The sequence below is a fragment of the Phenylobacterium sp. LjRoot97 genome (assembly GCF_964254345.1).
GTDB lineage: Bacteria > Pseudomonadota > Alphaproteobacteria > Caulobacterales > Caulobacteraceae > Phenylobacterium.
This window is the reverse complement of record NZ_CAXUTH020000001.1, coordinates 3,932,224-3,951,099: the sequence shown is the minus strand read 5'-3', so window position 1 is coordinate 3,951,099 and position 18,876 is coordinate 3,932,224. Positions and strand designations below refer to the sequence as shown.

Below are 18,876 nucleotides of genomic sequence, written 5' to 3'. Positions count from 1 at the left end.
GCGCCATGGGCGAACTGTTCGACCTGACCGGAAAGGTCGCTGTCATCACCGGATCCTCGCGCGGGATCGGCAAGGCGATCGCCGAGCGAATGGCCGAGCACGGCGCCAAGGTGGTGATCTCCTCGCGCAAGGCCGGCCCCTGCGACGAGGTCGCCGCGGCGATCAACGAGAAGCATCCGGGCGCGGCCATCGCCGTTCCGGCCTCGATCTCCTCGAAGGAAGACCTTCAGCGCCTGGTCGACGAGACGGTCAAGGCGTTCGGCCAGATCGACATCGTGGTCTGCAACGCCGCGACCAACCCGTTCTTCGGCCCGATGTCGCAGATCAACGACGACCAGTTCCGCAAGATTCTCGACAACAACATCATCGCCAACAACTGGCTGATCCAGATGGCCGCGCCGCAGATGCGCGAGCGCAAGGACGGCGCGGTGATCATCATCTCGTCGATCGGCGGCCTGCGCGGCTCGACCGGCATCGGCGCCTACAACATCTCCAAGGCCGCCGACTTCCAGCTGGCCCGCAACCTGGCGGTCGAGCTCGGCCCCGACAACGTGCGGGTCAACTGCATCGCGCCGGGCCTGGTGAAGACCGACTTCGCCAAGGCGCTGTGGGACACCCCGGAAGCCGAAAAACGCTCGAGCGCCAACAATCCGCTGCGCCGCCTGGGCGAGCCGGACGACATCGCCGGCGCGGCGGTGTTCCTGGCCTCCAAGGCCGGGTCGTGGATGACGGGTCAAGCCATCGTCGTGGACGGCGGCTCGACCTGCTGATCGGACGCGAAGGGGCGAGGCGCGGCGAGCGCGCCCGCCCCTAGTTCCGCGGCTGCGGCGCGAACTGCGGCGGCGGCTGGAACTGCTGCGGCGGCGCGAACTGCTGCGGCGGCTGTTGCCAGCCGGGCTGCGGGGCCTCGTAGCTGCGATAGGTCCGGCGGTATTCGTAGTAGGTGACCGGCTGCGCGCCGCCGACGGCGTAGGTCGGGTGGCCGCCTTGGGCCGGATAGCCCTGGCCGTAGAACGGGCCGTAGGCGCCCTGGGCCGCGGCGATGGCGGCGGTGCCGCAGGCGGCGGACCGCGAACCGGCGACGCCGCCGATGATCGACCCCACGAAGGCGCCGAGGCCCGCGCCTTCGGCGACGACGCCGGCGCCGGCCGCCGCGCCGCCGGCCAGGCCGCCGGCGATCAGGCCGACGATGCCCCAGCCGAGGGCGCGCTGCGCGGCCGTTCGGGCGCAGGGATCGGCCGGGCCGACGCGCGCGTAGTGGACAGGCGCCGGGGCCGCATAGCCGTAGTACTGGGCCTGGGCGACGCCCCCCGTCAGCACGGCGCCAGCCGCCGCCAGGGCGACGCCGATCTTCACGGCCTTCTTGGAACCCGGGTGCATGTCACGTTCCTCTCGAAATCGTCTCGCCCCAGGATAGGCACGGGAACGGCGTTACGGGAACCTCAGACAACCTGCACGCTACTAACGGCTCGTTCGGCGGGGGAACCTCAGGCCCGGCGCGAGAGCTCGCGGGCCTTGGCCAGCCGGCGCACGCCCTCGTCCAAGGTCTGGTCGTTCTTGGCCAGGCAGAGCCGCAGGATGGTGGTTACGTGATCCTCTTCGTAGAGGGCCGAGACCGGAATGCTGGCGACGCCCGCGGCCCTGACCGCGCGCAGGGCGAAGGCCCGGTCGGGCTCCTCGATCCCCGAGGCCGCCAGGTCGATATTGAGGAAGTAGGTGCCCTGCGCCGGCAGGGTGACGAAGCCCTCGCTGGCCAGGCCGGCGGCCAGCCGGTCGCGTGAGCGCTGCAACTCGCGGGGCATGGCCTCGAACCAGTCGCCGCTGTTCTCCAGTCCCCAGGCCACCGCCGCCTGCAGATTCGGCGCGGTGGTGAAGGTCAGGAACTGGTGCGTCCTCGACAGCGCGCGGGTCAGCTCAGGCGCAGCGCACAGGAAGCCGACCTTCCAGCCGGTGAGGCCGAACATCTTGCCGGCCGAGCCGATCTTCACCGTCCGCTCGCGCATGCCGGGGAAGGCGATCAGCGGCAGGTGCCGGGCGCCGTCGAACACCACCTGCTCCCAGACCTCGTCGCAGATCGCGACGGCGTCGTGCGCGACGCAGAACTCGGCCAGCAGCGCCAGATCATCGCGCGGCAGCACAGCGCCGGCCGGGTTGATCGGGTTGTTCAGGACCACGAACCGCGTGCGCGGGCCGAACGCCGCCTCAAGCATCGCGCGGTCGAAGCGCCAATGCGGCGGGCTCAGCTTGACCAGGCGCGGCACGCCGCCGGCCCGGCGGATCAGCGGCAGGTAGGCGTCGTACAGCGGTTGGAAGACCACCACCTCGTCGCCGGGCTGGATAAGCCCCAGGAAGGCGGCGGCCAGCGCCTCCGTCGCGCCAGAGGTGATGGTGACCTCGCTGGCCCAGTCGAGATCCAGGCCTTGCGTGCGGGCGTAGTGGGCGGCCACGGCGGCGCGCAATTCGGGCAGCCCGGCCATCGGCGGATACTGGTTGTAGCCGTTCAGCACCGCGTCGGCGGCGCGCTCGCGGATCGCCTGCGGGCCGGGATCGTCCGGGAAGCCCTGGCCGAGGTTGATCGCCCCGAGCTCTCGGGCCAGGCCCGACATCTCCTCGAAGATGGTGGTCGGCAGGTTTGCGAAGATCGGATTGGCCATGCGGCTTGCCTAGCACAGCTGGGCGCAGGACGCGTCCGGCCTCGATCTCGCCTCGGCGGCGCCACTTCCGGCGACCATGCGCGTTGTGATCTTGGGCCGGACTTCCGCTCTAGCTTGCGGCGGCCGGTCCAGGGCGAAGGAGGGGCCGGAGGCATGGGCGGATCCCAACCGCCGACGGGCTGGAGGCGGGCGATCGCCTACGGCGGCGTGTCGCTTCTGCTCGGATTGACCCAGGGACTCGGCTTCAACCTGGTCAACAACAACCTGCCCTGGATCCAGGGCTCGCTCGGCGCCTATCCCGGCGAAGCGGCCTGGCTGTCGACAGCCTACACCGCCACCAACGCCACCATCGGTCTGCTCGCGATCAAGTTCCGCTTCCAGTACGGCCTGCGCCTCTTTGGCGACATCGGGCTGGGCCTGTTCATCGTCGTCGCCGTCGCCCACCTGTTCACCGACGACCTTCGCTCGGCGATCGCGGTGCGTGCGGCGTCGGGCGTCGCGGCCACGGCGCTATCGACCATGGCGCTGCTCTACATGATCGCCGCCGTGCCCGAGCACCGGAGGCCGATGGGCATCGCGCTCGGCGTCGGCTGGAGCCAACTGGCCGCGCCGCTGTCGCGACTGGTGTCGTCCGACCTGCTGCAGATCGGACAGTGGCACGGCCTTTACCTGCTGGAGATCGGTCTCAGCCTCCTCTGCCTGGTCGCCGTCAACCTGGTGCGCGTGCCGCCGATGCCGCGCGTGAAGATGTTCCAGGCGCGCGACTTCCTGACCTTCGCGCTCTTCGCGCCAGGGGTGGCGCTGCTCTGCGCCGTGCTCGCCCAGGGGCGCTATGTCTGGTGGTTCGACGCCCCATGGCTCGGCTGGGCGCTGGTCGCGGCCATCGTGCTGCTGGCGGCGTCGGTGCTGGTCGAGCTGCACAGGGAGAAGCCGCTGCTGCACATCCGCTGGCTCTCCAGCGCCGATATGCTGCGGCTGGTGGTGATCATCCTGCTGTTCCGCATCGTGCTGTCGGAGCAGGGGGTAGGGGCCTTCGGCTTCCTCCAGGCGATGGGCATGAACAACGAGCAGATGCGCGGCCTGTCCTGGGTGATGTTCTGGGCGACCCTGGCGGGGATGGTGATCGTGGCGGTGACCATCAATCCGGCTCGGGTTTCGACGCCGGCTCTGATCGCGCTGCTGCTGATCGCGGCCGCCGCCTACTGGGACAGCCACGTCACCAGCCTGACCCGGCCCGCGCAGATGTATCTCAGCCAGGGGCTTATCGCCTTCGCCAGCGCGCTGTTCCTGCCCGCCGCCATGCTGGCCGGCTTCGGCCGCGCCATGCGCCAGGGCCAGGAGTTCATCATCAGCTTCGCGGTGATCTTCGGCGCCGGCCAGAGTCTCGGCGCTCTGGCCGGCTCGGCCTTCCTGGGCACGCTGATGACGGTGCGCGAAAAAGCTCATTCGGCCCAGATTATCGAGCGCCTGCTGCTCACCGACCCCCAGGTCGCGGCGCGTGTGCGCCAGTACGCCGGCGCCTATGGCGGGAGCATCGCCGATCCGGCGCTGCGCCAGGGCGAGGGGCTGGCCCTGCTGGCGCAACTGGCGACGCGGGAGGCCACCGTGCTGGCCTATGCCGACGTGTTCCGGGTGATCGCGGTGCTGTCGCTGCTGGTTTTCGCCTATCTCCTGGCCCTTCGGCTGCGCGAGGATGCGCGGGCGCGGCGGGCCGCCGCCCTGACCCCTGCCGAGGCCGCCTGACGTGAGCGATACGCCCGCCCCGCCCCCCGCCAAGCGCCCCTGGTCGCGCGCCGCCATTCCGATCGTGCTGGCGGCGATCGGCGGCGTGCTGCTGGTGCTGTTCGCCTGGCGGCTGCCGCCGTTCGACACCGGCGTGCAGAGCACCGACAACGCCTATGTCCGCGGCTACGTGACCATCATCAGCCCCAAGCTGGACGGCTACGTCGCCGAGGTCCTGGTGAAGGACTTCATGCCGGTGAAGGCCGGCGACACCTTGGTCGTCATCGATGATCGCAACTATCGCCAGAAGGTCGAACAGGCGCGCGCGGCGCTGGCCGTGCAAAAGGCCAACCTCGCCAACTGGGATCAGCAGCGCCGCCGCGGCCAGGCCAATGTCAGCCTGGTCGGGGCCGAGGAGGTCAGCGCGCGCGCCGCCCTGGCCAAGGCCCAGGCCGACTTCCGCCGCGCCGAGCCGCTGGTCCAGAAGGGCTGGCTGGCCCCGACCGAGCTCGACCGTCTGCGCCTGGCCGTGCAGCAGGCCCAGGCCTCCGTCGGCCAGGCCCAGGCGCAGGGCCGGGTGGCGCAGGAAGACCTGGCCTCGGTCGGGGTCAACCGCGCGGGGCTGGAGGCCGCCGTCGCCCAGTCGCAGGCGGCGCTCGAATTGGCGCAGATCGACCTGGCCAACACCCGCATCACCGCTCCGGTCGCCGGCCAGGTCGGCGAGGTCGGGGTCAAGGTCGGGCAGTACGTGGCGCCGGGGACCCAGCTGATGGGGCTGGTGCCGGAGGCGGTCTGGATCACCGCCAACTTCAAGGAAACCCAGATGAAGGACGTCGCGGTCGGCGAGCCGGTTCGCATCCACATCGACGCGCTGCCGGGAACCACGCTGCGGGGCAAGGTCGAGCGGATCGGCCCGGCTGCAGGATCGGAGTTCGCGGTGATCAAGCCGGACAACGCCACCGGCAACTTCACCAAGGTCGTTCAGCGCATTCCGGTGCGCATCGCCCTCGAGGACGGGCAGGAGGCGACCGCGCGCCTGCGCCCCGGCATGTCGGCGGTGGTCAGCATCGACACCCGCGGCCGCTAGCTCAGACGGCGCTCAGCGCCTCGCCCAGCGTGCGGCGGCTCAGCGGCTTGCCCAGGAAGCCGATCGGCTTGATCGCCGCCATCGAGCGGCGGAACTCCTCGGTGATCGAGCCCGAAACGAACAGCGAGCGGACGCCCAGCTTGTCGTAGAGCTGGCGGGCCAGCACGCCGCCGTCCGCGCCGCGGGCCAGACGGATATCGACCAGTGCGATGTCGGGGCGGCCGCCTTCGGCCAGCGTCCAGGCTTCGGTCGCGTCGGCGGCCTCGGCCACGACCTCGTGGCCCATGTCCTCCAACAGGCCCACGATGTCGAGCGCGATGAGCGCGTCGTCCTCAACAACCATGATACGCACTGCGCGGCTCAACTCCTGGGGAAGACGACGGCGAATGACGCGCCGGACTTCGGTTGTTCTATCTCGAAGCGCCCGCCGAGTTGTCTCGCCAAGGCTTCGATCGCCCGCATCCCGAGGCTCTTACGTTGCCTCGGCGAAAAGTCTTTGGGCAGACCTTCACCGTCATCAGCCACGCTCAAACGGTAGAGCTCGCCATCTGTTCCGAAAGCGACCCTTATTTTGGAGGGCCTATCGGGCGGGCAGCCGTATTTCAAGGCGTTGGTGATCAACTCATTGAGGATCAGAGCCAGCGGCACCGCCTGCTTCACGTCGAGCACGGCGTGTTCGATGGCGGTTTCCAGGGCGACGTCGTCGCGGCCGAGCGAGTTGACCAGGTCCTGGGCGAGGGCTTCGGTGTAGCGGCCGGCGTCGAAGGCGCCGATGGCGTCGTCGGCCTTGTACATCTGCTCGTGCACCCGGCCGACGGCGATGATCCGGTCGAGTGTCCGGTTGAGGGCCTCGCGCGCATCGTGGTGTTCGACGGCGCGCGATTGCAGGCGCACGACGCTGGCGATCTGCTGCAGCGAGTTCTTGACCCGGTGGTTGACCTCGTCGAGCAGCAGGGTGCGGTCGGCGAGCAGGCGGCGCAGCCGCTGCGCCACGTCGGCCTCGGCCTCGCGGTCCAGGCTGATGTCCCGCAGCGCCTTGAAGAACAGCAGCGCCAGCAGCGCCGCGAAGATGATCAGCGAGGCGATGATCACCGTGCGCACGACGGCGACCTGATGCTCGCGCTGGCGCTGCAGCCGCTGTTCCTCCAGTTCCAGTTCGGCGGCGATGGCGCGCACGCCCTGCATCGCCGCCACGCCGTGGCCCCGGCGGATGATCTGGATGGCGGCGCCGGGCGATCCGGTGCGGCGCGCGGCGACCGTCTGGTCGATCACGTCCATCCGGGTGAGCATCAGCGCCTGCAGGCGCGTCAGCCGTTCCTGTTGTTCGGGATTGTCGCGCGTCAGCCGTTCCAGCGCGCTGATATGGATCGCCGCCGACGTTCGGGCGCCTTCGATTTGGCGGGTGAACTGCGAGTCGCCGGTGAGGATGAAGGCGCGTTGGGCCGACTCGGCCTCGGTCAGCGACAGGCGCAGGCCTTCGATCTCGATCCGCACCTCATGGGCGTGGGTCAGCCATCCGGCCGCGCGGTCGTACCAGAAAAAGGACCCGCCCAGGGCGGCGAAGGCCAGGAACAGTGCGGTGACGGTGCCGGCCAGCAGGCGGAACGCGCGTTCGCGCGCCGCCTGTCTGCTTGCACTGGGCGTCGCCCCCGCTTGCGTCACTACTCCTCCTTGACGCGCCGCTTGCGGAAGGAGGGGTTCAGCACCTGCTTGCGCAGGCGGATCGACTTCGGCGTGACTTCGACCAGTTCGTCTTCCTCGATGTAGGCGATGGCCTGCTCGAGGGTCATGCGGCGCGGCGGAGTCAGGCGCACGGCCTCGTCCTTGCCGGACGCGCGGACGTTGGTCAGCTGCTTGGCCTTCATCGGGTTGACGTCCAGGTCGTCGGCGCGGCTGTTCTCGCCGATGATCATGCCCTGGTACGTCTTCTCGCCGGCGCCGACGAACATGGTGCCGCGCTCTTCCAGGTTCCACAGCGCATAGGCCGCGGTTTCCCCGTCGGAGTTGGAGACCAGCACGCCCTTACGGCCGGCGTCGATCGCGCCCTTGTAGGGCTCGTAGTGGCTGAACACGCGGTTCAGCACGCCCGACCCGCGGGTGTCGGTCATGAACTCGCCCTGGTAGCCGATCAGCGAGCGCGAGGGGCTCATCAGGCTGATGCGGGTCTTGCCCGCGCCCGACGGACCCATGTCCTTCAGCTCGGCCTTACGGGCCGACAGCTTTTCGATGACGATGCCGGTGAATTCGTCGTCGACGTCGATCATGACGTCTTCGATCGGCTCCATGCGCTGGCCGTTCTCGTCGGTCTGGAAGACCACGCGCGGGCGGCTGATGGAGACTTCGAAGCCCTCGCGGCGCATGCTTTCGATCAGAACGCCCAGCTGCAGTTCGCCGCGGCCGGCGACTTCGAAGGCGTCCTTCTCGCTGGTCTCGGTCACCCGGATCGCAACGTCGGTCTCGGCTTCCTTCAGCAGGCGGGCGGCGATGACGCGGCTCTGGACCTTGTCGCCTTCGCGGCCGGCCAGCGGGCTGTCGTTGACAGAGACGGTCATCGAGATGGTCGGCGGATCGATCGGCTGAGCCGGCAGGGCGTCGGTGACTTCCAGCGCGCACAGGGTGTCGGCCACGGTGGCCTTCGAAAGGCCGGCGATGGCGACGATGTCGCCGGCTTCCGCGCCGCCGTCGATCGGCTGGCGCTTCAGGCCGCGGAAGGCCAGCACCTTGGTGATGCGGCCGCGCTCGATTTCCTTGCCGTCACGCGACAGCGCCTTGATGGCCAGCCCCGGCACGGCCTTGCCGGCCTCAATGCGGCCGGTCAGCAGGCGGCCCAGGAACGGGTCGCTTTCGATCAGCACCGACAGGATCTGGAAGGGCTCTTCCTTGCGGGCCTCGGACTTGGGCGGCGGCACGTGGTCGACGATCAGGTCGAACAGCGGGCCGAGATTGTCGTTCGGCTGCGCCAGGTCCATCGTCGCCCAGCCGTTCTTGCCCGACGCGTAGATGTGCGGGAAGTCCAGCTGTTCGTCGGTCGCGCCCATGGCGGCGAACAGGTCGAACGCTTCGTTGAGGACGCGGTCCGGATCGGCGTGGGCGCGGTCGACCTTGTTGAGGCAGAGGATCGGGCGCAGGCCCATCTTCAGCGCCTTGCCCAGCACGAACTTGGTCTGGGGCATGACGCCTTCTTCGGCGTCCACGAGGAGGACGCAGCCGTCCACCATGCCGAGGATCCGCTCGACTTCGCCGCCGAAGTCGGCGTGGCCGGGGGTATCGATGATGTTGATGCGGGTCTCGCCCGCTTTTCCGTTCCAGAGGACGCTGGTGCACTTGGCGAGGATGGTGATCCCGCGTTCGCGCTCCTGGTCGTTGGAGTCCATGGCGCGCTCAACCGTCGCCTCATTGGCTCGGAAAACGCCTGACTGGGCTAGGAGCTGGTCGACCAGGGTCGTCTTGCCGTGGTCGACGTGTGCGATGATGGCGATGTTGCGGAGCGACATTGATTTGGCTTTATGGGCGCCTATTTGGGGAAGCGCGCGCTTTTAGGTGAGGAATGGCTTTTGCGCCAGCGCCTTCTCGCCGCGGCGCCGAACATTGATATCGTGTCGTTGTGCGGTGCAGCAAACCTGGGCCGTCTGAGACGCCTTCAAATCTCACTGATTTGTAACGAATTTTTTCGCCGCTTTTAGAAATTGTGATGGGTCCGGCACAAAATCGCTTGTTGTTTTGTGCGTCGCACCGTATATGTTCGAACTGTGAGGCGGCGCTGCCGCTTCTGCCCTTCCTGGGCGTTTCCTCCCTAATGAACTGCCGGGCCTTCGGGTCCGGCTTTTTTTTGGCCTGAGCCCTGGGGCGGCGAAACTATCGCCTGGATCCGACTCCGTATAGGAACGGAGCATGAACCTGGACTCCCTCCTGCTCGCCGTCCTCGCCGCCTTGCTGGCGGCCATCCCCGCGCTCGCCTGGGCGCTCATGGAGCGCGGCCGCGCCAATCGCGCCGAAGCCCGCGCATATGAACTGCAGGACGCCGCCGCCCGCCTGCGGGTGTTGGAGGAGCAGGAGGCCAAGAACACCGCCTTCCTGCAGGCCCAGGCCGCCTCCGCCATCGCCGAGCAGGTGATGAAGCGCGCCGACGAGACCTTCCATAATAGAGAGCAACTCGCCCAGGCCCGGCTCGAGGCGCAGCTGAAGCCCGTCGCCGAGACCCTGGCCAAGTTCCAGGAACAGGTCGTCGCCGTCGAAAAGACCCGCGCCGAGGAGACCGGCGGGCTGAAGGAACAGATCAACCAGCTGATGCAGGCGTCCAGCGCCACCCAGGCCGAGGCGCGCAAACTGTCTGCGGCGCTGCGTCGCGGGGCCGGCGTGCAGGGCCGCTGGGGCGAGCAGACCCTGCGCAACGTCCTGGAGGCCGCCGGCCTGCACAATCGCTACGACTTCGACGAACAGACCTCGACCGACAGCGAGGAGGGCCGCCGCCGCCCCGACGTCACCGTGCGCCTACCGGGCGGGGCGGTGTTCGTCATCGACGCCAAGTGCTCGCTGAACGCCTTCCTCGAGGCCCAGGACGCACCCGACGAAGCCAGCCGCGAGGCCGCCTATCTGCGCCATGCCCAGAGCGTGCGCGCGCACATGCAGGGCCTGTCGGCCAAGGCCTACTGGGACCAGTTCAACCAGGGCTCGCCCGACTTCGTGGCCATGTTCATTCCGGGCGACAGCTTCCTGGCCGCGGCGCTGGAACGCGCGCCCGACCTGATGACCGAGGCGATGGACCGCCGGGTGCTGGTGGTGACGCCGACCACTCTGTTCGCGCTCTGCAAGGCGGTGGTCTACGGCTGGCGGGTCGAGGAGCAGGCCGCCAACGCCCAGGAGATCTCAAAGCTGGGCCGCGAGCTCTACAAGCGGATCTCGGTGATGGGCGCGCACGCCGGCTCGGTCGGCAAGGCGCTGGAGGCGGCGGTCAGCCGCTACAACCAGTTCGTCGGTTCTCTGGAGACCCAGGTGCTGACCCAGGCCCGCCGCTTCGAGGACCTGAAGGTCGACCACGAGGGCAAGGAACTACCCGAACTGGCCCCCGTAGAGACCGGAATCCGACCCCTCGCCAAGCTCGCCGCCGACCCGGACGCGCCCGAGACCGGCCGTCTCGCCGCCTTGACGGCGAAGGGGCGCTGACCTACCTGCGTTTTTATGGCTATCCGTGAAATTCTCGTCGTTCCGAATCCGGTCCTGAAACTGGTCTCGCAGCCCGTCGACAAGGTCGACGACGAACTGCGCGCGCTGATGGATGACATGCTGGAGACGATGTACGACGCGCCCGGCATCGGCCTGGCCGCCATCCAGATCGGCGTGCCCAAGCGCGTGATCGTCATGGACATCTCCGGCCCCGACGACGAGAAGGCGCCGCGCTACTTCGTGAACCCGGAAATCGTCTGGAGCTCCGACGACACCGCGCCCTATGAAGAAGGCTGCCTCTCGATCCCCGACATCTACGACGAGGTCGAGCGTCCCGCCCGCGTGAAGCTCAAGTACCTGAACTACCAGGGCGAGCAAGTGATCGAGGACGCCGACGGCCTGTTCGCGGTCTGCATCCAGCACGAGATGGACCACCTCGAAGGCGTGCTGTTCATCGACCACCTGTCGCGCCTGAAGCGCGACCGCGCGGTCGCCAAGGTCAAGAAGCAGGCCCGCGCGGCCTAGGCTGGGCCTCGCGCCGGTCCGTCCGACCAATCTCAGAAATAGTCGCCTAGACGAGGAAGCGCGCCTGCCCGGCTGACGGGCAGGCGCGTCCGACCTAGTGCTTGTCCGGCGCCGTGGCTTCGTGGACCGCGGCCTTGGCGTCCTTGGCCGCGCCGGTGGCGGCGGCCTTGGCGTCGGCGGCCGCGTCCTTGGCGGCGACGCTGGCGTCGGCCGCGGCGGCCTTGGTGTCGGCGGCGACGGTTCCGGCCGCGGCTTGAGCTTCCGCGGCGGCCTTGTCGGCGGCCGCCTTGGCGTCGGCCGCAGCTTGGTCGGTCGCCGCCTTGGCGTCGGCGGCGGCCTGATCGGCCGTGGCCTTGGCCTGGTCCTGGGTGGCCTGCGAGCAGGCCGACAGGGCGAGGCCCGAAGCGACCAGGGTGACGATCATCAGATTGCGCATGGATTTGGTTCTCCCTTCCCGAGTGCTTCTCTGAACGGCGAAGCTTGCGTGAGGTTCCTAAAATCCTCCGCCGTCGTTACATGCAGGCCTGATGCGCATCGCCTTTCTCGGAACGCCCGACTTCGCCGTCGCCGCCCTCGCCGCCCTGGTCGAGGCCGGGCACGAGGTCGCCTGCGTCTATTCCCAGCCCCCCGCGCCGCGCGGCCGCGGCCAGACGCTGAAGCCCTCGCCCGTGCACGCCTACGCCGAAGAGCGTGGCATTCCGGTGAGGACGCCGGCCTCGATGCGCGACCCGGTCGAGATCGAGGCCTTCGCCGCCCTGAACCTCGACGCCGGCGTGGTGGTGGCGTTCGGCCAGATCCTGCCGGCCGCCGTGCTCGACGCGCCGAAGCTCGGCTGCTTCAACCTGCACGCCTCGCTGCTGCCGCGCTGGCGCGGCGCGGCCCCGATCCAGCGGGCCATCATGGCGGGCGACGCGGTCACCGGCGTCGAGGTCATGCAGATGACTGAAGGTCTGGACGAAGGCCCGGTGCTCGCCTCCGAGACCGTGCGCATCGACGCCCTGGAGACCGCCTCCACCCTGCACGACCGTCTGGCGGTCGTCGGCGCCGGCCTGCTGGCGCGGACCATGGCCGCGGTCGAGCGCGGCGAGGCCAAGGCCACGCCGCAGGCCGAAGAGGGCCTGACCTACGCCAAGAAAATCCGCCCGAAGGAAGCGCGCATCGCGTGGGGAAAGCCGGCCGCCGAGGTCGATCGCAAGATCCGCGGCCTGTCGCCGTTCCCGGGCGCCTGGTTCGAACTGCCGACCGACAAGGGCCCCGTGCGCGTCAAGGCGCTGCTCTCGCGGCTCGAGGACGGGCAGGGCGCGCCGGGCCAGGTGCTGGACGACGCGCTGCTGGTCGCCTGCGGCGAGGGCGCGGTGCGGCTGCTGCGCGTCCAGCGCGAGGGCAAGGGTCCGCAGGACGCCGAGACCTTCCTGCGCGGCGCGCCGGTCGCGGCCGGGACCGAGCTGGCCTGATGCCGCGCTACAAACTGACCATCGAGTACGACGGACGCCCCTACAAGGGCTTCCAGGCTCAGGACGATCTGCCCTCGGTCCAGGGCTCGATCGAGCGCGCGGTGAAGGGGTTCAGCGGCGAGACCTTGCGCCTGCAGGCCGCCGGCCGCACCGACACCGGCGTCCACGCCACCGGCCAGGTGATCCATGTCGACCTGGCCAAGGAATGGCGGCCGCAGGTCGTGCGCGACGCGATGAACGCCCATCTCGTGCCCGAGCCGATCGCCGTGCTCGACGTGGAGATCGCCGTCGGCGACTGGCACGCCCGGTTCTCGGCGACCGAGCGGCGCTACATCTACCGCATCCTCAACCGCAAGAGCCCGCCGGCCCTCGACCAAGGCCGGGTCTGGCACGTCAAGAAGCCGCTGGACGCCCAGGCGATGGACGCCGCCGCCCGCCAGCTGATCGGCCATCACGACTTCACTACCTTCCGCCACATGCAGTGCCAGGCGAAGTCGCCGATGAAGACGCTGGACGTGGCCCGCGCCTGGCGCGAGGGCGAGTACGTGCTGCTGGAGTTCGCCTCGCGCTCGTTCCTGCATCGGCAGGTCCGCTCGATGACCGGCACCCTGGCCGAGGTGGGCGTCGGCCGCTGGGCGCACGACGATGTCCGCGTCGCCCTGGAGGCCCGCGACCGCAAGGCCTGCGGCCCGGTCGCCCCGGCCGACGGGCTCTACCTCACCGGCGTGAAGTACTGAGATCCAGATCCTCCCCTTTTGGGGGAGGTGGATCGATGCGGAGCATCGAGACGGAGGGGGACTGCTCTCAAGCAGCAGCCGTCAAAGTCCCCCTCAATCAGCCAAGCGGCTGACAGCTCCCCCAGCGGGGGAGCATCGAGGTTTACCCGAATGTCGCGAAGTACCGCTCGATCAGCCGCTCGTAGACCTTCTGCAGGTCGTGGATCTCCTGCACCGGCGCGCGCTCGTCGACGGCGTGCATGGTCTTGCCGACCAGGCCCAGCTCGACGACGGGGCAGAGCGCGCGGATGAAGCGGGCGTCCGAGGTGCCGCCTGTGGTCGACAGCTCTGGCGCCGCTCCGGCCACGTCCTGCACGGCGGCGGCCACCACGTCGGTGAAGGCGCCAGGCTCGGTCAGGAACGCTTCGCCGCTGATCACCGGCTCGACGGTGATGGTTCCGGCGAAGCCGTCACGCGACTTGGCGGCTTCGGCCTCGATCCAGGCGGCGAGCTCAGAGCCCTTGTGGGCCGGGTTGAAGCGGATGTTCAGCCGCGCCTTGGCCTGGGCCGGAATGACGTTGGTGGCGGCGTTGCCGACGTCGACCGTCGTCACTTCCAGGTTGGAGGGCTGAAAGCCGGTATAGCCCTCGTCCAGCACGTGGTTCTGCAGCCGGGCCAGCAGGTCGATCAGCACCGGGATCGGGTTGGCGGCGCGATGCGGATAGGCGACGTGGCCCTGGCGGCCGTCGACGGTGATCCAGGTGTTGATCGAGCCGCGGCGGCCGATCTTGATCATGTCGCCGAAGGTCTCGGCGCTGGACGGCTCGCCGACCACGCAATGGTCGATGACCTCGCCCTCGGCGGCCAGCGCCTCGACCACCATCTTGGTGCCGTGGGTCGCCACCCCCTCTTCGTCGCCGGTGATCAGGAAAGACAGCGAGCCGCTGACCTGTCCGGCGGAGATGGCCTGGGCCGCGGCGGCGGCGAAGGCGGCGACCGCGCTCTTCATGTCGACCGATCCGCGGCCGATCAGCATGCCGTCGACGATGTCGGCGGCGAACGCCTCGCGGCTCCAGGCCGCCGCGTCGCCCACCGGCACCACGTCGGTGTGGCCGGCGAAGCAGAGGTTCGGGCTGGCGGTCCCGTACCGGGCGTAGAGGTTCTCGATCTCGCCGAACTTCATGCGCCGGCAGGCAAAGCCCAGACCCTCGAGCGTGCGCTGCACGATGTCCATGGCGCCTTCGTCGGCGGGGGTCACCGACGGGCGGCGGATGAGGTCTTGGGTGAGAGCGACGGGGTCGAGCTGCGGCATGGCTCGCTGGTAGCGGCGACGGCCGTCAGGGGCAATGGCTGTCGAGTCGTTGGGGCGTCAAGGCGCTGCGCCCAGAATGGGGCGTTAGTTTCCTGTTTACCATCCCGAATTGGGAAGCAATTGGATCGACCTGGGGCGCACATTCAAGAACTATGCCTGAACCGGGTGTGGGGTGCTGCGTCATGTTCAATTTCTTCAAGAAGAAGAAACCCAGAACATCTTCTGAGAAGATCGAGGATATCCTTGATATTCTGGAGCGCGGCGGCGTTATTCGCGGAACGCAGTTACCTGAACAGATTATCCCGTCGCCGACGTCGCGTCAGGTCTCGGCCAGTGAACACGTCTACTTCGCCGTCCGCTCCGTCGCCGCCGACGGTCGTCAGCACGTGATGCAGTACGCCTTCGTCGACGATCGTGGGAATGTGGCGCTCAGCGCTTTCGTGCGCTCGTCCAGTCCAGCGACGTTGTTCGGGGGGGCGGCAAGCGAGGACCTGCCGACCGAGCCGATGGAAGAGGCGGCCTTCGCCGTGCTGGCGGCGCGGATCTGCCGCGGCGCGACCCTGGTCGCCTTCCATCGCGTGCTGCAGACCGGCCTGCTGCCGACGGGGGCCTCGGAAGGCGCGTCGGGATCGGAATGCGTCTGGCGTCGCTTCCAGGCCGTCGCGCGCCGCAAGGGCATCCGCCTGTCGCGGCGCGAGCCGCTGGCGCTCAACGATTGCCTGCTGAAACTCGGCATGGCGCCGCTGGAGTCGGACGATGCGGCGGTGCGCGCGCTGGCGATCCGCCGTCTGTGGCGCAAGCTCGACAACATCGAGTAGGGCGGTCGGCTAGCGCTCCAGCCGCACCGCGTCCCAGAACAGCGGCTTCAGGTCGGTGAAGAACTGATCCACGTCATAGGCCTCGCCCAGCGTGAACAGGCCGTCGGGCTCGCGCACCAGGTAGCCGCGCTCGACCAGGGCCAGCAGCTTGCGCCGCGTGGTTTCCCGCGGAATCTGGGTGATGTCGGCCAGACTGAGCGCGTTGAGGCCGCGCCGGCGGCGGAAGGTCTGCGGCGGGCGCGGCCCGCGCGGCATGGACTCGGAAATCTCGGCCAGCAGGAACACCAGGTAGAGCAGGTACTGGTCGAGGTCGCCGTCGAAGCGCGAACGGACCCGGATCAGCGTCGCCGAAAGGTGGCCGCCCCAGCGATAGAAGAACCGCATCGCGTCCTGTTCAAGGTAGCCGGCGGCCGGCTCGGCCCACGAGGGCGCCTCCGGCTGCGGGACATCCTGGTCCGGCGTATCGACGACGACGGTGGCGAGGGAAGGCGCTGGGGTCATTGGTTCGGGCCCTGCGTTAAAGTTAATGTCCATTCGCTTCAATGGTCGTGGCGAATAGCAATCTCCTTGAATAACAACGGGCTCCGAACATGCCGCGTGGTTACGTTAAGGATACTGTCGTTGCTCGCCGCGGCTATATTCGCGTCACGCGATAACCTAGTCAGGCGTCAGTATCGCGAGAAGCGAATGCTATAGTTAATTGGTTCCGGCGGCTCGGAACGGGGGCATTTCCTGTGGATGACCCCGGCGTCACGGGCGTAATCGCGGGCCTGGGCCGCGGGTAGGCGCGCATGGCGCCCGTTCCGGCTGCGGAAATCGTCCGCAGCCGGCGAATCGTCTGGAGAACAGGAGGGCCGGCGGCCCTGGAACCTGGGTCCAGGCCGCCGGTCGGGGCGCGTCAGTCGCGCAGCAGTTCGTTGATCGAGGTCTTGGAGCGGGTGCGCTCGTCGACGGTCTTGACGATGACCGCACAGTTGATCGAGGGCAGGCCCTCGCCGAACGGGCTGGGCATCGAGCCGGGCATGATCACCGAGTAGGGCGGCACTTCGCCCATGAACACTTCGCCGGTCTTGCGGTCGACGATGCGGGTGGTCGAGGTGATGAAGGTGCCCATCGACAGCACGCTGCCTTCACGCACGATCACGCCTTCGGCCACTTCCGAACGGGCGCCGATGAAGCAGTTGTCTTCGATGATGGTCGGGTTGGCCTGCAGCGGCTCCAGAACGCCGCCGATGCCGGCGCCGCCCGACAGGTGGACGTTCTTGCCGATCTGGGCGCAGGAGCCGACCGTGGCCCAGGTGTCGACCATCGTGCCTTCGTCGACATAGGCGCCGATGTTGACGAACGACGGGGTCATGATCACGCCCTTGGCGATGTAGGCCCCGCGGCGCACGACGCAGCCGGGCACCGCGCGGAAGCCGGCGGCCTCGAACTTGGCCGCGTCCCAGCCCGTGAACTTCAGCGGGATCTTGTCCCAGTAGGGATGCGGCGCGCCGGCGTCGATCAGCTCGTTGGCGTTCAGGCGGAAGGACAGCAGGATCGCCTGCTTGGCCCACTGGTGCGTGGTCCACACGCCGTCGTCGCCGCGCGAGGCGACGCGCAGGGTGCCGGCGTCCAGGCGGTTCAGGGTCTCCTCGACCGCTTCGCGGACTTGGCCCTGGGTGCTGGTGTTGACGCCGTCGCGGGCTTCCCAGGCGGCTTCGATCACGGACTTCAGGTCGTCGGACATCAGGCGGTTTCCTTCAGACGCGCCGAACTCAGGAACGGCGTCAGCTTTTCGGTGCGGTGGTGGACAAAGTCGGCGGTTGAGGCGAGCGCGCGCGAGCCGACCAGCACCGTGGTCATGCCCAGCTCTGCGGCCGGATGCAGGTTGCGCTCGGAGTCCTCGAAGAAGGCGGTGGTGGCGGGCGTCAGGCCATGGGCGTCGATCATCCGCTGGAAGCCCAGCGGGTCGGGCTTGGGCGCGAAGCCGAACGAGTGGATGTGGAACACGTCGTCGAACAGCCCGCGCAGGTTCAGGTGCGCCAGCACCCGCTCGGCGTGCTTGTCGTCGGCGTTGGTGAAGATCAGCCGCCGCCCCGGCAGCCGTGCGATGGCGGCGACCAGTTCCGGGTCCTTGGCCAGCAGGTCCAGCGACAGGTCGTGGAACAGGGCGTGGAAGTCGGCGGGATCGACGCCGTGGTGCAGCATCAGCCCCTTCAGCGTCAGGCCGTGTTCGGCCAGGTAGTGCTTCTGCAGGGTGTAGGCGGCGTCATGCTCCAGCCCCGTGACCTTGACCACGAAGGCCGTCATGCGGCTCTCGACGCCCTGCATGAACCCGGACTCCTCGGGGTAGAGGGTGTTGTCCAGGTCGAACAGCCAGGTGTCGATATGCGTCAGGTCCGCCGTCATGCGCGGATGAGCGTGCCCGAGCCGTGTTCCGTGAAGAGCTCGGTGAGCATGGCGTGCGGACGACGCCCATCCAGGATGACCACGGCCTCGACGCCGGACTCGACCGCGGCGATCGCCGTCTCCAGCTTCGGGATCATGCCGCCGGTGGCGACGCCCGAGGCGATCGCCTCGCGCGCCTCGGCCAGGGTCATCTGGCGGATCAGCTCGCCGTTCTTGTCCAGCACGCCGCGCACGTCGGTCAGCAGCAGCATGCGCTTGGCGTTCAGCGCCCCGGCCAGGGCGCCGGCGACCGTGTCGGCGTTGATGTTGTAGGTCTCGCCTTCCTTGGACACGCCGATCGGCGCGACCACGGGGATGTAGTCCTCCTCGGCGTAGATCAGCGCTTCGATCAGCTTCGGATCGATGCGGGTCGGCTCGCCGACATAGCCCAGGTCGACGACCTGTTCGATCTGGCTGTCGGGGTCCTTCTTGGTGCGGTGCGCCTTCTCGACGGTGATCAGGCGCGCGTCCTTGCCCGACAGGCCCACGCCGCGCACGTCGGCCTCGGCGCCGGCCAGCGTGATCCAGTTGGCGATCTCTTTGTTGATGGCGCCCGACAGCACCATCTCGGCGACCTCCATGGTCGCCTCGTCGGTCACCCGCAGGCCGTCGATGAAGGTCGACTTGACGCCGGCCTTGTCGAGCATCCGCGAGATCTGCGGCCCGCCGCCGTGCACCACGACCGGGTGAACGCCCAGCATCTTCAGCAGCACCGCGTCGGCCGCGAACAGCTTGGCGACGCTTTCCTCGCCCATGGCGTGGCCGCCGTATTTGATCGTCACGACCTCGCGGTCGTAGATCTGGATGTAGGGCAGGGCCTCGGCGAGGGTCTTGGCGGTGGCCCAGCCCTGTTCTTCGGCGTCGTCGGTCAAGGTCGCAACCCTCCAGGAGCCGCTCAGGGCTCCGCCACACAAAGCCAGGCGCGATGGCTCGCGCGCTGTTGGGGGCTCCGATAGCGGACCTGCGGCCCCCTGTCACCGCCTGTGGCGAGCACG

At 68.7% G+C, this 18,876-nt stretch carries 19 protein-coding genes; 8 read left to right on the top strand and 11 right to left on the bottom strand.

Translation table 11 applies throughout. The annotated features are described in order from the left end of the window. The first annotated feature begins 5 nt into the window (after window positions 1-5). Window positions 6-770, top strand: a complete 765-nt coding sequence (locus tag ACSQ2H_RS19600; protein WP_436063046.1) for an SDR family oxidoreductase — start codon at window positions 6-8, stop codon at window positions 768-770. 40 nt (window positions 771-810) lie between these two features. On the opposite strand, the gene ACSQ2H_RS19595 is transcribed toward ACSQ2H_RS19600, so the two are convergent. Both ACSQ2H_RS19595 and ACSQ2H_RS19590 read right to left on the bottom strand, forming a co-directional pair. Then, window positions 811-1,380, bottom strand: coding sequence for a hypothetical protein (locus ACSQ2H_RS19595; protein ID WP_436063045.1), 570 nt, complete (start codon window positions 1,378-1,380; stop codon window positions 811-813). A 107-nt stretch (window positions 1,381-1,487) separates the two neighbouring features. Beyond that, on the bottom strand, window positions 1,488-2,654 hold the full coding sequence (locus ACSQ2H_RS19590; RefSeq protein WP_436063044.1) for an aminotransferase: 1,167 nt from the start codon (window positions 2,652-2,654) through the stop codon (window positions 1,488-1,490). Between the two features lie 153 nt (window positions 2,655-2,807). Between ACSQ2H_RS19590 and ACSQ2H_RS19585 the strand changes: the two genes are divergently transcribed. Both ACSQ2H_RS19585 and ACSQ2H_RS19580 read left to right on the top strand, forming a co-directional pair. Further along, window positions 2,808-4,397, top strand: a complete 1,590-nt coding sequence (locus tag ACSQ2H_RS19585) for a transporter (RefSeq protein ID WP_436063043.1) — start codon at window positions 2,808-2,810, stop codon at window positions 4,395-4,397. Window position 4,398: 1 nt separating this feature from the next. Continuing rightward, window positions 4,399-5,463, top strand: coding sequence for an HlyD family secretion protein (locus tag ACSQ2H_RS19580; RefSeq protein ID WP_436063042.1), 1,065 nt, complete (start codon window positions 4,399-4,401; stop codon window positions 5,461-5,463). A 1-nt stretch (window position 5,464) separates the two neighbouring features. Here ACSQ2H_RS19580 and ACSQ2H_RS19575 read toward each other — a convergent pair whose 3' ends face one another. The 3 genes from ACSQ2H_RS19575 to typA are packed head-to-tail and all read right to left on the bottom strand — an operon-like array spanning window position 5,465 to window position 8,957. Then, a complete protein-coding gene (locus tag ACSQ2H_RS19575) occupies window positions 5,465-5,806 on the bottom strand; it encodes a response regulator (RefSeq protein ID WP_436063591.1) in 342 nt (113 codons plus the stop codon). Window positions 5,807-5,823: 17 nt separating this feature from the next. Further along, window positions 5,824-7,125, bottom strand: a complete 1,302-nt coding sequence (locus ACSQ2H_RS19570; protein WP_436063041.1) for a sensor histidine kinase — start codon at window positions 7,123-7,125, stop codon at window positions 5,824-5,826. Then, window positions 7,125-8,957 carry a translational GTPase TypA gene (gene typA / locus ACSQ2H_RS19565; protein WP_436063040.1) on the bottom strand — a complete coding sequence of 611 codons (1,833 nt, stop codon included), beginning with the start codon at window positions 8,955-8,957 and terminating at the stop codon, window positions 7,125-7,127. Before typA ends, ACSQ2H_RS19570 begins: the two co-directional genes overlap by 1 nt. A gap of 397 nt (window positions 8,958-9,354) precedes the next feature. Between typA and rmuC the strand changes: the two genes are divergently transcribed. Next, window positions 9,355-10,626 (top strand): DNA recombination protein RmuC, encoded by a 1,272-nt coding sequence (gene rmuC / locus ACSQ2H_RS19560; protein ID WP_436063039.1) that lies wholly within the window; start codon window positions 9,355-9,357, stop codon window positions 10,624-10,626. A gap of 15 nt (window positions 10,627-10,641) precedes the next feature. Continuing rightward, window positions 10,642-11,151 (top strand): peptide deformylase, encoded by a 510-nt coding sequence (gene def, locus ACSQ2H_RS19555; RefSeq protein ID WP_436063038.1) that lies wholly within the window; start codon window positions 10,642-10,644, stop codon window positions 11,149-11,151. A gap of 94 nt (window positions 11,152-11,245) precedes the next feature. On the opposite strand, the gene ACSQ2H_RS19550 is transcribed toward def, so the two are convergent. After that, window positions 11,246-11,587: a hypothetical protein gene (locus ACSQ2H_RS19550; protein WP_436063037.1), complete on the bottom strand. Its 342-nt coding sequence runs from the start codon at window positions 11,585-11,587 to the stop codon at window positions 11,246-11,248. A gap of 91 nt (window positions 11,588-11,678) precedes the next feature. Here ACSQ2H_RS19550 and fmt point away from each other — a divergent pair, with 91 nt between their 5' ends. Both fmt and truA read left to right on the top strand, forming a co-directional pair. Beyond that, window positions 11,679-12,605 (top strand): methionyl-tRNA formyltransferase, encoded by a 927-nt coding sequence (gene fmt, locus ACSQ2H_RS19545; RefSeq protein ID WP_436063036.1) that lies wholly within the window; start codon window positions 11,679-11,681, stop codon window positions 12,603-12,605. After that, window positions 12,605-13,342: a tRNA pseudouridine(38-40) synthase TruA gene (gene truA / locus ACSQ2H_RS19540; RefSeq protein ID WP_436063035.1), complete on the top strand. Its 738-nt coding sequence runs from the start codon at window positions 12,605-12,607 to the stop codon at window positions 13,340-13,342. The genes fmt and truA overlap by 1 nt, the downstream gene beginning before the upstream one ends. A 142-nt stretch (window positions 13,343-13,484) precedes the next feature. Here the strand turns inward: truA and dapE are convergent, their stop codons facing one another. After that, window positions 13,485-14,633: a succinyl-diaminopimelate desuccinylase gene (gene dapE / locus ACSQ2H_RS19535; protein ID WP_436063034.1), complete on the bottom strand. Its 1,149-nt coding sequence runs from the start codon at window positions 14,631-14,633 to the stop codon at window positions 13,485-13,487. Window positions 14,634-14,815: 182 nt separating this feature from the next. Here dapE and ACSQ2H_RS19530 point away from each other — a divergent pair, with 182 nt between their 5' ends. Further along, a complete protein-coding gene (locus ACSQ2H_RS19530; RefSeq protein WP_436063033.1) occupies window positions 14,816-15,451 on the top strand; it encodes a hypothetical protein in 636 nt (211 codons plus the stop codon). A gap of 9 nt (window positions 15,452-15,460) precedes the next feature. Here the strand turns inward: ACSQ2H_RS19530 and ACSQ2H_RS19525 are convergent, their stop codons facing one another. The 4 genes from ACSQ2H_RS19525 to argB all read right to left on the bottom strand — a co-directional run bounded on the left by ACSQ2H_RS19525 (window position 15,461) and on the right by argB (window position 18,753). Then, window positions 15,461-15,952 (bottom strand): hypothetical protein, encoded by a 492-nt coding sequence (locus ACSQ2H_RS19525; RefSeq protein ID WP_436063032.1) that lies wholly within the window; start codon window positions 15,950-15,952, stop codon window positions 15,461-15,463. Window positions 15,953-16,349: 397 nt separating this feature from the next. Next, entirely contained in the window at window positions 16,350-17,180 is an 831-nt protein-coding gene (gene dapD, locus ACSQ2H_RS19520) for a 2,3,4,5-tetrahydropyridine-2,6-dicarboxylate N-succinyltransferase (protein WP_436063031.1), read from the bottom strand. After that, a complete protein-coding gene (locus ACSQ2H_RS19515) occupies window positions 17,180-17,842 on the bottom strand; it encodes a pyrimidine 5'-nucleotidase (protein ID WP_436063030.1) in 663 nt (220 codons plus the stop codon). Before ACSQ2H_RS19515 ends, dapD begins: the two co-directional genes overlap by 1 nt. After that, window positions 17,839-18,753 (bottom strand): acetylglutamate kinase, encoded by a 915-nt coding sequence (argB, locus tag ACSQ2H_RS19510; protein WP_436063029.1) that lies wholly within the window; start codon window positions 18,751-18,753, stop codon window positions 17,839-17,841. Before argB ends, ACSQ2H_RS19515 begins: the two co-directional genes overlap by 4 nt. Window positions 18,754-18,876 lie beyond the last annotated feature (123 nt).

Coding starts and splice junctions, on each gene's coding strand:
- def (WP_436063038.1), top strand. CDS start 10,642: ATGGCTATCCGTGAAATTCTCGTCGTTCCGAATCCGGTCCTGAAACTG.
- typA (WP_436063040.1), bottom strand. CDS start 8,957: ATGTCGCTCCGCAACATCGCCATCATCGCACACGTCGACCACGGCAAG.
- ACSQ2H_RS19525 (WP_436063032.1), bottom strand. CDS start 15,952: ATGACCCCAGCGCCTTCCCTCGCCACCGTCGTCGTCGATACGCCGGAC.
- ACSQ2H_RS19515 (WP_436063030.1), bottom strand. CDS start 17,842: ATGACGGCGGACCTGACGCATATCGACACCTGGCTGTTCGACCTGGAC.
- ACSQ2H_RS19595 (WP_436063045.1), bottom strand. CDS start 1,380: ATGCACCCGGGTTCCAAGAAGGCCGTGAAGATCGGCGTCGCCCTGGCG.
- dapE (WP_436063034.1), bottom strand. CDS start 14,633: ATGCCGCAGCTCGACCCCGTCGCTCTCACCCAAGACCTCATCCGCCGC.
- rmuC (WP_436063039.1), top strand. CDS start 9,355: ATGAACCTGGACTCCCTCCTGCTCGCCGTCCTCGCCGCCTTGCTGGCG.
- ACSQ2H_RS19585 (WP_436063043.1), top strand. CDS start 2,808: ATGGGCGGATCCCAACCGCCGACGGGCTGGAGGCGGGCGATCGCCTAC.
- ACSQ2H_RS19550 (WP_436063037.1), bottom strand. CDS start 11,587: ATGCGCAATCTGATGATCGTCACCCTGGTCGCTTCGGGCCTCGCCCTG.
- truA (WP_436063035.1), top strand. CDS start 12,605: ATGCCGCGCTACAAACTGACCATCGAGTACGACGGACGCCCCTACAAG.
- ACSQ2H_RS19530 (WP_436063033.1), top strand. CDS start 14,816: ATGTTCAATTTCTTCAAGAAGAAGAAACCCAGAACATCTTCTGAGAAG.
- ACSQ2H_RS19600 (WP_436063046.1), top strand. CDS start 6: ATGGGCGAACTGTTCGACCTGACCGGAAAGGTCGCTGTCATCACCGGA.
- ACSQ2H_RS19575 (WP_436063591.1), bottom strand. CDS start 5,806: ATGGTTGTTGAGGACGACGCGCTCATCGCGCTCGACATCGTGGGCCTG.
- dapD (WP_436063031.1), bottom strand. CDS start 17,180: ATGTCCGACGACCTGAAGTCCGTGATCGAAGCCGCCTGGGAAGCCCGC.
- fmt (WP_436063036.1), top strand. CDS start 11,679: ATGCGCATCGCCTTTCTCGGAACGCCCGACTTCGCCGTCGCCGCCCTC.
- ACSQ2H_RS19590 (WP_436063044.1), bottom strand. CDS start 2,654: ATGGCCAATCCGATCTTCGCAAACCTGCCGACCACCATCTTCGAGGAG.